General features: G+C 65.0%; 12 protein-coding genes. 6 read left to right on the plus strand and 6 right to left on the minus strand.

Annotation, left to right across the window (positions count from 1 at the left end; genetic code table 11):
• Positions 1-99: 99 nt before the first annotated feature.
• Positions 100-258: a hypothetical protein gene (locus ACHQ4I_RS27200; RefSeq protein WP_420774687.1), complete on the minus strand. Its 159-nt coding sequence runs from the start codon at positions 256-258 to the stop codon at positions 100-102.
• Positions 259-385: 127 nt separating this feature from the next.
• Between ACHQ4I_RS27200 and ACHQ4I_RS27205 the strand changes: the two genes are divergently transcribed.
• Entirely contained in the window at positions 386-3,205 is a 2,820-nt protein-coding gene (locus ACHQ4I_RS27205) for a helix-turn-helix domain-containing protein (protein WP_420774688.1), read from the plus strand.
• Positions 3,206-3,593: 388 nt separating this feature from the next.
• On the opposite strand, the gene ACHQ4I_RS27210 is transcribed toward ACHQ4I_RS27205, so the two are convergent.
• From ACHQ4I_RS27210 to ACHQ4I_RS27220, 3 genes are all read right to left on the minus strand, one after another.
• On the minus strand, positions 3,594-5,057 hold the full coding sequence (locus ACHQ4I_RS27210; RefSeq protein WP_420774689.1) for an MDR family MFS transporter: 1,464 nt from the start codon (positions 5,055-5,057) through the stop codon (positions 3,594-3,596).
• Positions 5,058-5,245: 188 nt separating this feature from the next.
• Positions 5,246-6,361, minus strand: a complete 1,116-nt coding sequence (locus tag ACHQ4I_RS27215; RefSeq protein WP_420774690.1) for a PucR family transcriptional regulator — start codon at positions 6,359-6,361, stop codon at positions 5,246-5,248.
• Positions 6,362-6,378: 17 nt separating this feature from the next.
• Complete coding sequence (locus ACHQ4I_RS27220) at positions 6,379-7,527, minus strand: esterase/lipase family protein (RefSeq protein ID WP_420774691.1); 1,149 nt, start codon at positions 7,525-7,527, stop codon at positions 6,379-6,381.
• 241 nt (positions 7,528-7,768) lie between these two features.
• Here ACHQ4I_RS27220 and ACHQ4I_RS27225 point away from each other — a divergent pair, with 241 nt between their 5' ends.
• Positions 7,769-8,992, plus strand: coding sequence for a PucR family transcriptional regulator (locus ACHQ4I_RS27225; RefSeq protein WP_420774692.1), 1,224 nt, complete (start codon positions 7,769-7,771; stop codon positions 8,990-8,992).
• Between the two features lie 20 nt (positions 8,993-9,012).
• Here ACHQ4I_RS27225 and ACHQ4I_RS27230 read toward each other — a convergent pair whose 3' ends face one another.
• On the minus strand, positions 9,013-10,152 hold the full coding sequence (locus ACHQ4I_RS27230) for an acyl-CoA dehydrogenase family protein (RefSeq protein WP_420774693.1): 1,140 nt from the start codon (positions 10,150-10,152) through the stop codon (positions 9,013-9,015).
• 97 nt (positions 10,153-10,249) lie between these two features.
• On the opposite strand from ACHQ4I_RS27230, the gene ACHQ4I_RS27235 reads away from it, so the two are divergent.
• Positions 10,250-10,834: a TetR/AcrR family transcriptional regulator gene (locus ACHQ4I_RS27235; protein WP_420774694.1), complete on the plus strand. Its 585-nt coding sequence runs from the start codon at positions 10,250-10,252 to the stop codon at positions 10,832-10,834.
• Positions 10,835-11,067: 233 nt separating this feature from the next.
• On the opposite strand, the gene ACHQ4I_RS27240 is transcribed toward ACHQ4I_RS27235, so the two are convergent.
• The gene (locus ACHQ4I_RS27240) at positions 11,068-11,379 is read right to left on the minus strand and encodes a hypothetical protein (protein WP_420774695.1); all 312 of its coding nucleotides are present in this window, start codon (positions 11,377-11,379) and stop codon (positions 11,068-11,070) included.
• Here ACHQ4I_RS27240 and ACHQ4I_RS27245 point away from each other — a divergent pair.
• The 3 genes from ACHQ4I_RS27245 (at position 11,369) to ACHQ4I_RS27255 (ending at position 15,002) form a co-directional block, all read left to right on the plus strand.
• The gene (locus ACHQ4I_RS27245; protein ID WP_420774696.1) at positions 11,369-12,202 is read left to right on the plus strand and encodes a DUF4344 domain-containing metallopeptidase; all 834 of its coding nucleotides are present in this window, start codon (positions 11,369-11,371) and stop codon (positions 12,200-12,202) included. The genes ACHQ4I_RS27240 and ACHQ4I_RS27245 overlap by 11 nt on opposite strands.
• A gap of 269 nt (positions 12,203-12,471) precedes the next feature.
• Positions 12,472-13,086 (plus strand): hypothetical protein, encoded by a 615-nt coding sequence (locus tag ACHQ4I_RS27250; RefSeq protein ID WP_420774697.1) that lies wholly within the window; start codon positions 12,472-12,474, stop codon positions 13,084-13,086.
• Positions 13,087-13,151: 65 nt separating this feature from the next.
• Positions 13,152-15,002 carry a dynamin family protein gene (locus ACHQ4I_RS27255; RefSeq protein ID WP_420774698.1) on the plus strand — a complete coding sequence of 617 codons (1,851 nt, stop codon included), beginning with the start codon at positions 13,152-13,154 and terminating at the stop codon, positions 15,000-15,002.
• The last annotated feature ends 86 nt before the right edge of the window (positions 15,003-15,088 follow it).

Here is a 15,088-nt window from a genome sequence, read left to right on the forward strand (position 1 = left end):
GACCCTGATACCAACCGGGACTAGCACCAATCATCAACCACCGCTGGCGATTTCGAACGCTGTCGAGCGAGTGAACAGGAGTCTCCCCAATCACTGGTGTTAAACACCTTGACCGCCGTTGCATTCGTTACGCAGTGCGCGCAGCTCGGTGACTACGGGCTGGCAGGAGCGCAGAAGTTCAGCGAGCGCACCGGACACAATGGTGGCAGCTCGCAGGATGAGAACGATAGTGCCGATGACGGCGAGGATGTTGGTCACATGTCAACGATCGATGTGTTAGACGTTCGGGCGCATCACGATTGGCGAAGTCGCTCAAACTGACTGGCGGCCATCGGTATGTGGTGTTTTGCTCCGAACGAAACCGAACGAAACGGATGAGGCAGCAGTGGTCGAAGCAGCAGACATCGGCACTCGAGAGGAACTCCGTGTCGCGCTCCAGATTCTGGTCCGGCGCACGCGCCTGAGCTACGACGTACTTGCAGAAAGGACAGGGGTCAGCAAAGGGACACTGCACGACCTTGTCAGTGGCCGGACTGACCTCCCGCGGTGGGGGACGCTCGCGCGGGTGCTGACCGCCTGCGGCGTCGTCGACGCGGAATTGCCAGCGTGGCAGCGGGCCCACGGCCGAGCCAAGACCGTGGTGCCTGGCGTGCCTTTGAGCAAGGTCACTGATCCGTTCGAGTTGGAAGTGCACCGGCCGATCTCCCTGGGCGTCGCCGACGAGACTGCATCGCTGCCCCCGTATGTCCGACGTAAGCACGACGACAAACTGGCAGACGTTGTGATGCGGGCAGCTGTGGGCAACAGCGCCATGGCGGTCTTGGTGGCTGGATCGTCGGCAGGCAAGACCAGGGCTTTGTGGGAGTCTCTGAGGCCGTTGCGTGACGCGGGGGGCTGGCGATTGTGGCATCCTCTGGATCCGACACGGCGCGGTGCCGTAGATACGCTTACAGAGGTGCGGCCCCGGACCGTGGTGTGGCTGAACGAAACCCAAAAATACCTGGGCAACGGAACCGACACCGGTGACGAAGAGGCCGCCACGCAGCTACGTCGCATACTCGCTGACTCCGCGCGAGCACCCGTGCTGATACTGGGCACGCTGTGGCCAGTCCATCACAACAATCTGTGCCGGGATCCAGCATCGCAGGTGCGAAAGCTATTGGACGGTAACGTGATCTCTGTGCCAGAGTGCTTCACCGGCGCGGACTTGGAAGCGGTTCGCCAAGCGGCTGGTGCGGATCGGCGGTTGGCCCTGGCTTTCAGCCGCGCCGAGGACGGCGAGATCACCCAGTACCTGGCCGGAGGACCGGAGCTAATAGAGCGGTATCGCTTCTCCTCGTCGCCCGCAGCCAAGGCAACTATCGAGGTAGCGATGGACCTGCGCCGGATGGGCTACCGCAACGCAGTGCCATTGGAATTTTTTCGCGACGCCACACCGATGTATATCTCGGATGCAAACTGGGACGGGCTCGAGGACGATTGGCTGGAGCAGGCCTTAGCGGAAGCTGGCCGTTCGTGTAAAGGAGCCCAGGGGCCCGTGACCCGGATCCGTACCTGCCCGCGCCGACTGTCGGCCGATAGCCGAGTGCCCCCCGACCGCGTCAGAGAACCGTCAACGGACAGCGGTCCGCAGTATCAGCTCGCCGACTACCTCGACCAGTACGGTCGCATTCAGCGTGCTGAGCAGATTCCCCCGGTCGGCTTCTGGGAAGTAGTTGCGCGCCACGCCCTTCCCCGCGATCTGGCACGCCTCGGGGATGCCGCATGGAACCGCGGTCTCCGCATCGACGCCGCTCGCCTGTGGAAAGAGGCGACACTCCACGGCGATGGCCGGGCCGCAGCCGCACTGATCGAACACATACAACCGATACTCCCCGAAGACCATCGCCCTGCTATCTGGGCTGCAGAGCACGTGAAGCTCGAAAACCCATCCCATGTTGAATGGGTGCTGACGGCTCTCACGAACGCGGACGCACACACCGCAATTACCACACTGCTGTCGCGCAATCCCGCAGAACGCGTCAGTCTCGATCGCGCATGGTCTGTCGCCCAGCTACTGAACACCTTGCGGGAGATGGGCGCAGACGGTCCACTTGCCACCCTGCTGTCACGCAATCCCGCAGAACACGCAGACCTCCAAGATCCGACTGCCGTACGTTCTCTGCTGAGGGCTCTGCAGGGCGTGGGCGCGGACACAGAAATTGCCGCACTGTTGTTACGCAACCCTGCAGTAGAAGTCCGCCTTGACGAGTCGCTGCCCGCTGCCTACCTACTGGAAACCCTGCGGGAGGTGGGCGCTGACGCCCAGTTCGACATGCTGGCGGATCGGATCGCAGACCACACGCCCATCGCCGATCCCGATGCCGTAGCCGCGACGGTTTCAAACCTGCGGTGGGCGGGCGCAGGCACCGCATTGGCCAAACTACTGGCACGCAACCCCGCAGAACACATCCCCCTCGCCAACACCGTTGACGTCGCAGACGTCCTTGAGTCATGTCGAGGAGGAGGCGCCGCCGATGCCCTCGTTGCTGTATTGCTGTCGCGCAACCCTGCAGAACACGCAGACCTCCACGACCCCGGGGCTGTCGGCTACTTGCTAGAGGTTCTGCGCGACTTGGGCGCAGACGTTCAGGTCGATGTATTGCTGTTGCGCAACCCCGCAGAACACGCAGACCTCAATGACCCTGGTGCCGTCGCCTACCTACTGAACGCCCTTCGGAAGGCGGGCGCGGACACCCAACTCGCCACACTGGCCGACAAGGCAGCCGAACACACGCCCCTCACCGATCCCCGTGCAGTGGCCGAACTATTGGAGGAACTGCAGGAAATCGGAGCGAAAACCGAAATCGCGACGCTGCTGTCTCGCAACCCCGCAGAACACACCGTGCTCGGCGACCCCGGTGCCGTCGCCGATCTACTCGAGGCCCTTCAAAAGACAGGCGCAGACACCCATGTCGCCATGTTGCTATCCCGCAATCCTGCAGAACGCACACACCTCGACGATCCGTATCGCGTAATCAGGCTGATCAACGCCCTTCAACTTTCGAAGGCCGACGGCCAGGTCGCAGCTCTGATCGAGCGGCTGCCTAACGCTGGCATGTTCGATCGATTCATGGAAATAGGTAATCATCACGAGATATTCCGGTTCGGACGAGAACCAGACGCAAGCGCCGCCACCCTGTGGACATGGGATGACTTGGGGTAACGAGTGGAGGGCTAGGAGCACGTGACAGGACCCGGTGATTCGGTCCAACCTCGAGTGGCCCAGCAGAGTACCGCCGTGTGCCCTTCGCGGCCTGGTTGACCTGTCTCCAGTAACAATGCCGCCCATGACGGTGGCGGCGAGCGGCGGATTGATAAAACGGCGGGCTGATCACATGCCCGCCGCGACACCGCGCGGGAGATTTCGGCCCGACATCGAGGGGTTACGAGCAGTAGCCGTACTCGCCGTTGCGCTTTTCCAGGCGAACATGCCCGGGGTCGGAGGCGGATTCGTTGGGGTCGATATCTTTTTCATCATCCTTGTGGACCTCCCGACAACGAAACCGCTGGCGCACCAGGGCAACCAGCGGTTTCGTTGTGCCGAATCGTGGTCAGCTCTCGACCAGGTTGGGGACCGCGGTTTCGGGCTCGTCGGCTGTTGCCGGGGCGGCCGCGCGGCTCGGCAGGAGCGTTGCCATGGCGATCACGATCAGTGTCAGGGCGGCGGAGACGAAGAAGGCCAGGCGCATGCCCTCGAGATGGGCGGTGACGAGGTCGACGCCGTCGGCGACGAGGCCGGTGCTGCGGGCCGACATCACCGTCACCACCAGGGCGGTGCCGAAGGCCGCGGCGACCTGCTGCAGGGTGCCCAGCATGGAGCTGCCGTGCGAGTACAGGTGCTGCGGGAGCGCGCCGAGGCCGAGTGTGAAGACCGGGGTGAAGGTTGCCGCCAGCGAAACCATCAGCAGGATATGCAGGGCCAGCAGCTGCCAATACGGCATGCTCATCGAGATCTGGGTGAACCCCGCCAACGATGCGGCGATGCCGACCGACCCGGGAATCACCAGCATGCGTCCACCGAGCCGGTCGAACAGGCGACCCACGGTCGGTCCGAGCAGACCCATCGCCAGCCCACCCGGCATCACCAGCAGGCCGGTCTGCAAGGGACTCAGGCCACGCAGGTTCTGCAGATACAGCGGCAGCAGGATCATCGAACCGAGCATCGCCATGAACGCGACCGACATCAGCACCAGCGCCTTCGCGTAGGTGCCCGAACGCAGAACCCGCAGGTCCAGCAGCGGCGTGCCGGTGCGCTGCAGGCGCAGCTGACGAAACACGAATGCCGCGATAAGGGCCAACCCCGCCGCGACGATCAGAGCCGGGCTGGTGAGGTTATCGCTCTCGAACCGGCTGAGCCCGAATACCAGCCCACCGAATCCGAGCGCGGCGAGCACCACGCTGAACCAGTCGATCGCCCCGGCTTGCGGTTCACCGACGTTCTCCAGCCGACGCAGGCCAAGCCAGGTGACCACCGCCGTGATCGGCAGCACCAGCACGAAAAGCCAACGCCACGAACCGATCTGCAGCACCAATCCGGAGACGACCGGACCCAGGGCGGGCGCCACCGAAATGGCCAGGGTGACATTGCCCATCACCCGGCCGCGGTCCTGTTCGGGCACGACGGTCATGAGTGTGGTCATCAGCAGCGGCATCATCACCGCCGTGCCGCCCGCCTGAATGATCCGACCGAGCAGCAGCACCGCGAATGCGGGTGCGACGGCCGAGAGCGCGGTACCGGCCAGGAAGACCCCCATCGCCACGACATAGGCCCGTCTGGTCGATACCCGCTGCAGGAACCAGCCGGTGGTCGGAATGACGGCGGCCATCGTCAACATGAACGCGGTGGACACCCACTGCGCCGCCCGCTCGGTGACCTCGAGGTCGGTCATCAGCCGCGGGATAGCGTTGATCATGATGGTCTCGTTCAGGATCACCACGAAGGTCGCGAGTACCAGCACCCGGATGACGGTCGGCGTCCGCCCTCGCGAGGTGGGAGCGGAAATTTCGGCTGGCATCGGGTGAACCTCCAGTGCATGTCGACAGCAATACGTGTGGCCCGTCGCCGAGTCGCCCTGATCGCGTCCCAGCGCCACAGTGGTTGAGACGGAACCATCGGCTCGAATTCATCGGGCGCGCGTCAGTATTACGGTCGGCACCGACAAATATCACCTGGTTTTCCGTCCACCAAGCCGTGGCGATGCGCTCACACCGAATCAGGGCGGGTGTAGTTGCGAGCGATAAGGGCGGCGCGCAGGCGCCATAGCGAGGTCGGTCCGGTCGCGTCGAGTCCGGTCAGCTGCCCGATTCGCTTGAGGCGATGGTCGATGGTGTTCTGGTGGATGTGCAGGGATTGGGAGGTCAACCGCCTGTTGAGGTCATTGCGGATGTGTTCGCGCAGGGTCTGGAACAACTCCGGATAGTCCTCCAGCGGGTCGAGTAGCGCGGCGAGACGGTCCCGGCCCGGGCCCGGGCGGGTGAGCTGGTATTCGACGGCCAGCTCATCGAAGTGATAGAGGCCATGCCTGGCACGCAGGCGCTGAACTATGTCCAACAGTTCGTGCGCAAGACGGGCAGCGGCCGGGATCTGCTCGGATGTCGCGAGCACGGCGGTGGCCCTTATCGACGTCACCGCGCTGACCAGATCGTCCAAGGCATGGTCCGCGATGCCCGGCACCAGGATGGTTCCGCCGCGTGCGCTGATGAGGGCTGGTACCGGCTCGCCGCACAGTAGCGCCAATTCATTCCGGACTCGCTGCGGCACTGTCGATCCCGGCATTGGCTTCGCGGCACGGCCGTCGACCGCCACCGCGAGGACGGTGTAGCTGTCCGCGACGGTCACACCGTATTCGCGGGCGATCTTCGATGGTCGGTGCCCATCCAGCAGGGCAACCGCGACGGCGCGCGAGGCCGGGTCGTCCGTGGTCGGCACCGCCGAGACGGTTTCCAGGTAGGCCAGCGACACCGCCGCGGTGACCGCGTGCAATGCGTCGACCAGTCGGCGTATGTCGTTGTACTGCAAGAGTTTCGGCACGGCACCAAGCACATGGGCTTCGAGATGCAGGCGGAACCCCTCCTGCACCAAGCGGTGGACGGCGTCGATCGGAAACCCGACGCCCGCCCACCGTGTCGCGGCGCCGCGAATGCGGCTCATCCGGTCGGATGGCTCCTCGAAGCCATCCGCCAGCAGGTCGAGGCAGGTCGCGACGGTGCTGCTGATCTCTTCGCGCAGCACGCTGCCCGGTGTGCGGTGCCGCGGGGCAACCGTGTCGAGTAGATGCCGCACGATGTGCTCGGTGGCCGGAGCGATCTCCCCTGACATCTGAATGGGCCGTCGGCTCAGAAGGTGCCGCCGCCCCCGATCAGCCACGGGTTGAAGCTGCAGTCCGAGTTCGGATTCGCCGCGGGATCGAGGGCGTTGAGGGCGATGGCGGCCGAGCGCGGTGAGTACATGATCGTCAGGTGGTCGGATAGATCCTGTTCGCAGCCGTCTTGCAGCGTGATGTTGCGCACCGTGGCATCGGGACCCGGTTGCAGGAATGTCCAGTTGTACGGGTTGGTGACCTCGTCGTATCGCGACCCGACGACCGTGTACTCGACACCGGGCACGGTATCGCCGTTCGCGTTCAGCCGCGCATAGAACGGCGACCCCACCGCCTGTTCGATATTCGACAGCCCGACGATCGGCTCGTAGAACCCGAGAATGTTCACACCGAGGTTATTGATGGCGCGCCCCAGCGTGGCGATGCCCATCAACGAGGTGCCGTGGTGGGTGGCGCCGAAGGTGACGAGCTTGCCGACCTTATCGGCGCCCCCGTCGAACTTCAGATACTGATTCGCCACCGTGCCGCCCTGCGAGTGACCCACGATATCGACCTTCTCCGCGCCCGTGGCCGCCCGCACCCGCTCTACGAAATCGGCGAGCTGGTGGGAGGATTCGGCCATCGGCCCAAGCCCGTAACGTCCGGGCAGCACCGCACCGATCCCACCGCCGTCCAGCAGCCCTGAGCGCCCGAAGTTGAAGGCGAATACGCAGAATCCCGCGTGCGCCAACCGCGGCGAGAGATACGCGAAGGTGTCGAAGGCGTTGAGCCAGGTGCCGTGCAGCAACACCACCGGATTCGGATGTTCGGCACTCGGTTTGCAGTCCCAATGGTTCGCACCCGCGGGCGCGGCATCGGGGTGGGTGAGGCTGTAGGCGAAAGCCGCTAGGGCCGCAGCCATTTCGGGACCCTCGCCGACGGTGCTGGACGACGTGCTCTTGGCCCAGCCGGATCCGCTGCCGGTATCCACGATCGCCTGTGGCTGTCGCCCATCCGGAGCAGGCGTCAGGCCGGCGGTGATCTGCTCCGCGAGGAATTGCTGGTCGGATTCGACGGCGGGCTCCGCTCCCGCCGCTCCGATCCCGAGCCCGTGCGCCACGGCCAGTCCCGCGATGAGGGCTGCGCCCGCGAAGGCGCGGCAGCCCCGTTGCTTCGTTGCAAACATTTCGTACTTCCCATCCGATCGTCCGCGCAGCACTCCGGCCCTATGACGCGCAGCACATCCACCTCGAAATGTGATGGGGGCCATCGTGATTGCGGCTAATCGAAATGTAGAACCGGTCGGTCTCGGTCGTCACTGCACTGCCGTACGAAGAAAGTCGGCGACTGGTTGTCGTCGGTGACAAAGTTCTGGCCGCCAGCCCTGAAACGCCGTCGCCGGGCCTGTCGTCGGCAACAATCGACACATGTCAGTCGCTCCGCCCGCGGTCACCGCCGACGCCCCTTTGGTGACCAGACTCTTGACCCGTTGGCCGCAGATCGCTGAGCGCATGTTCGCCGCCGGTCTCGGCGCTACGCCCGCCGCGACGGAATTGCCCGAGGGGCATTTCACCGCCGAGGTTCTGCCCGCCATCTACGCGTGCGGGCGCGCGGTCCTGCAGGCCATCGGCGCGCAACGCGAGTTCACCAGGGCCGAAGTCGCGCTCTTCGTCGCACCAGTCGCCGAACGGCATGCCGAGGACCGCTTCCCGCTCGGGATTCTGATCGACGCGATCCACGATTCGGCCCAATCGGTGCTCGCGGAGGCGGCCGCGCTCGCCGCGCCTTCCGAGATGGCGGACCTGGTCGTGGTGGGCTCGCGGCTGCTCGACCTGCTCAAACACATCAACAACACAGTGGTCGAGACATACACCGAGGTCGAGCAGTCCATCTATAACGCCGAGCGCGAAGCGCGCCGGGAACTGTGCTCGGCGCTGTTGCGCGGCCACTCCGCCGACGAACACGCCGCCCGCGCCGACACACCGCTGACCGAACGCTATACCGTGCTGGGCATTCACATCCAATCCGACGACCAACCGACCTCGGTGGCCGATCTGCTGGCCCGCCGCCGCATCCGAATCCTGCACCGCACACTCGACGCGCTCAGCAATGGCACCGCCCTCGTGACATTCGACGGAACCACCGGAATCGCCTTGCTGCCAGCGCATTCCGATGGCCCCGAGCCCGCACGCCACGCGGGATTGGCAGCCGAGCTGGCCGAACAGTTCAGCGCCCCAGCCCATCTCGCCGAATGCGCGGCGGTCCCCCGCGCCGACCTGCCGGATGCCGCGCAGGAGGTCGCCGAACTCGCCACGCTCGCACGCCTACTCGGCCGCCCGACCGGAACCTACCGACTCGATGATCTGCTACTCGAATACCAACTCACCCGACCGGGTCACGCCCGCGATCGGCTGGCCGAGCGGATCACCCCACTGCTACGCAATCCACATCTACTGGAAGCGCTCGAGGCCCACCTACGCCACGGCTCCGACCGCAAGGCCGCGGCCGCCCGACTCCACGTGCACCCCAACACCTTCAGCTATCGATTGCGCCGCATCGCCGAACTCACCGGCATCGATCCGACCGACCCGAACAATTCCCGCCTACTGGCCGCATCGCTCACTATCCAGCGCACCTATCAGGTGCCCTAGGCACTTCGATGCTCAGCCGGTCACTTGGCCAGTGACCGGCTGATCACCAGACGCTGAATCTGGTTGGTGCCCTCGAAGATCTGGGTGATCTTGGCTTCGCGCATATAGCGCTCGACCCGGAAATCACGGGTATAGCCGTAGCCGCCGAACACCTGCACCGCATCGGTGGTCACCTTCATCGCCGCATCGGTCGCGACCAGTTTGGCCACACTCGCCTGCCGCGAATACGACAAACCGGCATCACGACGCCGCGCGGCATCCAGATAGGTCGCGCGCGCGGAGTCGACCGCGGCGGCCATGTCCGCCAGCAGGAACCCCAGCCCCTGGTGATCGATGATCGGTTTGCCGAACGCGGAGCGCTCCTTGGCGTAGCCGACGGCCTCGTCCAGCGCCGCCTGCGCCAGTCCGGTGGCGACCGCGGCGATACCGAGTCGTCCGGAATCCAGTGCGCTCAAAGCGATTTGCAGGCCCTGCCCTTCGTCCCCGATTCTGCGTTCGGCGGGTATGAACGCATCGTCGTAGTGGGCGGTCGTGGTCGGCACCGCGTGCAGGCCCATCTTCTGCTCCGGCTTGCCGAAGCTCAGTCCCGCGGTGTCGTCCGGCACGAGGAAGCAACTGATGCCGCGCGAACCCTCGCCCGTGCGGGCGAACAGGTTGTAGAAGTCGGCCTTGCCACCATGGGTGATCCACGCCTTGGTCCCGTTGATCCGGTAGCCGTCCTCGACTGCCGTCGCCTTGCACGCGACCGCACCCGCATCGGAGCCGGCCTGCGGCTCGGACAGGCTGTAGGCGCCGATCAGATTGCCGCCCAACATCTCCGGCAACCACCGCCGCTTCTGCTCTTCGGTACCGAACGCCAACAATGGATGGCAAGCCAGGCTGTGCACGCTCACCGCCACCGCCACCGCCGCCCACCGCGCGGCGATCTCCTCGAGCACCTGCAGATACACCTCGTACGGCTGACCGCCGCCACCCCACTGTTCCGGGTACGGCAGGCTCAACAACCCCGCCTCCCCCAGCGTGGCGAACACACCCTCCGGATAGGTCTCCTCGCGCTCATGCCGATCCACGACCGGAGCGAGGACCTTGTCGGCGATATCCCGCGTGAGCTGGATCAGCTCATGCGCTTCTTCGCTGGGCAGCAAGCGTTCGACGGCCACACATCACCTCGACTACGAAATACAGTACTGAATTACTGTGCAGAGTACTGTTTGCCTAGACAGTACTGCAAGGAGCACTTCAGTACTATTCCTTGTCATGGACCAGCCCAGTGGCGTCGGCTTCGCCACCCGCAGACGCACCGAACTGTTCGACACCCTGGTCGAATTGTTCCTGACCGAGGGCTTCGCGCACCTGACTCTCGACGAGATCGCCGCCCGCCTGCGCTGCTCCAAATCGACGCTGTACACCCTCGCCGAAAGCAAGGAGCAGTTGGTCCGGGCCGCGACCGTGCACTTCTTCCGCCGCGCCACCGAGAACGTAGAGGCAGCCATCGCGCCGATCACCACCGCGCGCGAACGCATCACCGCCTACCTATCCGCCGTCGGCACCGCACTCGCCCCGGCCTCGGACCAATTCATGGCCGACCTGCACGCGTTCATCCCGGCGCGCGAGATCTACCAGCAGAACACCCGAATCGCCGCCCGCCGCGTCCAGGAACTGATCGCCGAGGGCGTGAAAGCGGGAGACTTCCGCGACGTCCACGCCGCCTTTGCCGCCGACCTCGCCGCCACCATGATGGTCCGCATCCAGCGCGGCACGGTCCGCACCCGAACCGGACTCGACGACGCCGACGCCTACCGAGAACTGGCCGCCATCCTCACCGCGGGCATCAACGCATAGCCGCACACCGGGCCGACTCCCCCGAATCGGTTACCGCAATCGAGTGGCAAATAGCTCCCCCGCGGTCCACCCATCCACTCGTCGGTTACGCGACAGCAATGCCGCGCCCGACCGAGAAACTGGGCCCGCGAACGACAGCCAGGGGGCACGAGCCTCGCCGAAAATATGCTCCTCGAACTGCTTGAAGACGCCCTGCGTAAACCAAATTCTCGCAGCTAATGGCATCTTTTCGGTCACGACACCGAATTGTCGACCACCTCGGTGTACACACCCGCCCCGAGGCGGCGCCTCGTCGATACGAGAAAAACCAGACTCCGAAGGCCGGGTCTTGCTACCATGTAGCAATCATCGCGTAGCGGGGCGCCCTGCGATTTGGAGAGGCGTATTGCAATGATTCCCAAATGGTGTCGATCGGCCGGGGTTGTGGCCATGCTGGTTGCGGCGACTGCCGCATGTTCGACGGATAAAGGGGGGAAACCGGCGTCGCAGGCGACGACCAGCGGCGCGACGACGAGCGCCGCGACGACGAGCCAGGTGGCGGACACCGGAAAGTTCGTGCCCAAGTACGAGCGCGCGATGGTTTCGGATCTGGCCAAAGACGGCAAGAAGCTCGCTCAGGACAATAAGGTCATCGAAGACCTGGCCAGTGCCCTCGGCGCGGTGTACAAGCTGCCGAAGGACATTTCCCTCGTCGGCACGGAGTGCGGCGAATTCAACGCTTACTGGGACCCGCAGAAGCAGCAGATCGTCCTCTGCTACGAGATGATCGGGATTGCCGAGAAGTACGCGAAGCAGAATTCCGAGGGAAATATGGACTACTTCAACGCGTACTTCGACGGCATAACGCGCATGATCACCTTCCACGAGTCCGCGCATATGGCGATCAACCTGTATTCGCTGCCCGCCACGGGACGCGAGGAGGACTCCGCAGACCAACTCGGCGCCCTGATCCAGTTGACCACCCCCGGCACCGCGGGTGTCATCGGGGTGGCCGGTGCGGCCGACTTCTGGTTCGACCTCTCCGACGATCCGGCAAGTCTCGACGCGCGCAGCTTCGCCGACGAGCACTCGCTCTCCCAGGTACGCGGCTACAACCTGGTGTGCTGGGACTACGGCGCGCTACCCGACAAGCTCGGCGGTCTGGTGCTCCAACCGGGTCAGCCAGAGGAAAAGGGGCTCCTGCCACCTCAGCGTGCAGCCGGATGCGTCGACGAATACAACAGAGTAAAGGCGGCGTGGGAAACCCTGCTGAAGCCCTATATCAAGGTCCCTCTCGGCCTTCCCGCGAGCGCCAGCGGCTCCTCGACTGCCACCAGCACTCCCACCACGAGCGCGACACATTCGCCCACGACCAGCCCTACGCGGTAGGTCGTCTTCCCGCCGTCTCGACGCTGGCGATGGTGGCCGTGGTGCAGACACGAATGCCTTGCCGAAATCGCCGTAGACGCCGCACTCGCGGGTGACCTCGCAGGCGGCGATCACCTTCGGGGCGCACGCGCGCTACCAAGGGTGTGGGCTTCCTCCCCCTCTGGTGCCTATTTTCTGCCGCCATAAGCCCGGACCATTGATCGCGAGCCATTGGTACAGGGAAGTCCAGACGTGGATTGGCCCCATCCACATTTCGACAGCAGATAACCATGGAAGGCAAGGAATTGGCACAGGAAAACACATTCAGCGCGGCGACCGACCCGAGCCAGGTTTCCGCTCCCGGCGACGTCACGATCAATCCGCAGGATGTGATGACTCAGCTCGGCCAGATTCCGGGATTCGACGACATCCTCAACCAGCTGAATGGCGCACCCGCCCCCGTCGACCCCGCACCGAACCCGGCGGATCAGGCACCCCAACCCATCCAGATCCCCACAATCGACGACATCCTCAACCAACTCAACGGCACCCCCGCCCCCGCCGACCCCGCACCGAACCCGGCGGATCAGACACCCCAACCCATCCAGATCCCCACAATCGACGACATCCTCAACCAACTCAACGGCACCCCCGCGCCCGCCGACCCCGCACCAAACCCGGCGGATCAGCAGCCGGTTGACCAGCAACCCATGGATCAGCAGCCGGTGGACCAGCAACCCATGGATCAGCAGCCGATCGACCAGCAACCCATGGGCGATGTGCCGCCCGACGACATCTACAGCCCCGGTTCCGACGGCGGCTGGGGCGACGGAATGGCAGGCGACGCGGGCGAGACCTTCGGCGACATCGGTGCCTCCATCGGCGATGCCTTCGACAGCTTCTGATCATTCGAGCAGATCAACTACCGACGGGTGGGTCGGCTGGGCCCACCGATCGGAGGACGGCTCCAGTGAGTAAGCCAGCAGGTGAGAACCGCGGCGGCCGAAATACGGCCGCCACCGTCCCGCCCCTGTTCGATTGGTTGACTCGGCTCGCGCAATCGGCGGACCGGGAAGACCTGCTCGGCACCCTCCGTGCCGTGCAGCGTCGCTCCGCCGAAGCGTCCATGCGGGTCGCCTTTGTCGGATTGCGCCAGAAGGGCAAGAGCCAACTGATCAACGCCCTGCTCAACGAGCAGGTTTGCGTAGTCGGTGACCGCCGCGCCACCTCGGTGGTCACCGTCGTCCGGCACGCGGACGAAACAGCCGCGAAGTTGGTCGTCGAGATGCCGCACGACGAAACTCCCGTCGCGGCACCGTTGCCACTCGGTGAACTGCAGTCCGATCTGGCGGAATCTCCGCGCGCGCAAGGCCGCCAAGTCGTATGCGCGGAGGTCGGCGTCGATACCGCGACGCTGCCGAAGGGGGTGGCCCTCGTCGACACTCCCGGTGTCGGCGGCGTCGGCCAGCGGCATGCCCCGCGAGTATTGAACGAGGTGGCGCTGGCCGATGCCGTCGTTATCGTCACCGACGCCAGCCAGGAGTTCACCGAACCCGAATTCCGGTTCGTGCGGCAGGTGATCGGCCTGTGCCCCACGGCCGTCATCGCGTTGACCAAGGTCGACATCTACCCCGAATGGCGCCGAATCGCGGACGCCGACCGGCGCCACCTCGCCGATGCCGGGGTGGACTGCCGAATCATTCCGGTTTCGTCGATGCTGCGCGGCCACGCCGTGCGCCTGGGCGACAAGGAACTCAATGCCGAATCCGGCTATCCAGAGTTGCTCGGGTTCCTGCGCACCGAGGGTCTTGCCGACATGGCAATCAAGCGGCGCGTGCGGATGGCGCGGGACCTCGAGTCGGTCGCGCACCATCTGACGGTGCCGTTCGAGGCGGAATTGAATGCCTTGCGCGACCCAGAGTTCCACCAGCGCATGGCCGACGAGTTGAAGGCTCGGCAGGAGATGTCGGACGCGCAGGCCAAATCGGCGAGGTCGTGGCAGCAGGTATTGAACGACGGTGTCGCGGACCTCAATTCCGAGATCGACCATGACCTCAGGGAACGGCTGCGGGGCATCAACAAGCACATCGAGTCCGAGCTCGCGGACGGAGATCCGGACAAGAAATGGCCGCTACTTACCGACTGGGTGCAGCAACAGGTGAGCGCCGCGGTCGGCGACAATTTCGTCTGGGCGTACCAGTCCGCTCAGGCACTGGCCGAGCGGGTGGCCGCATCGTTCGCGGTGGACGGCAACACCGTCGATCTGCCCGCGCTAGAGGCCATCTGCGAGGGCGACCTCATCGATCCTCGACTGCAGATCGGCGAGCGGCGCGATATCAAAGTTTCGCTGGCGGACCGCGGCCTGACCGCGCTCCGCAGTGGCTACAGCGGCGCGATGATGATCGGCATGGGCGCCACCATGGTCGGCGCGGCGATGATGAACCCGATCACGATCGGAGCCGGCGTCGTGATCGGCGTGAAGGCCTACCAGCAGGACCGCGCCGCACGACTGGCCCGCCGCCGCAACGTAGCTCAGCTCACGCTCCGAAAGTACGTCGACGACGTGTCCTTCCAGGTGCACAAGCTCTCCCGCGACCGCCTGCGGAATGTGCAGCGGGAGCTGCGCGATCACTTCAAGGAATCCGCCGATCAGGCGTTCGCATCGCTGCAGAGCTCGATGAAGGCGACGCAGGAGGCAGCCAAAATGGAGTTCGCCGAACGGGAAAAGCGTGCCGCCGAGGTCGAGAAGAATTTGGCCGCACTGGCCAGGGTTCGGGAAGGCGCCATACGGCTGCGAGCCGCGCAGTCGCCGGGAGCGTAGCCGTCGCGGTCACCGCGTCAGCGGTGTTCCGGTTCCACCTTGGGTGCACGAACCTCACCCCATTCGGGGGTCCGGCTCACCACTTG

The sequence above is a fragment of the Nocardia nepalensis genome, assembly GCF_048910785.1.
Lineage (GTDB): Bacteria > Actinomycetota > Actinomycetes > Mycobacteriales > Mycobacteriaceae > Nocardia > Nocardia nepalensis.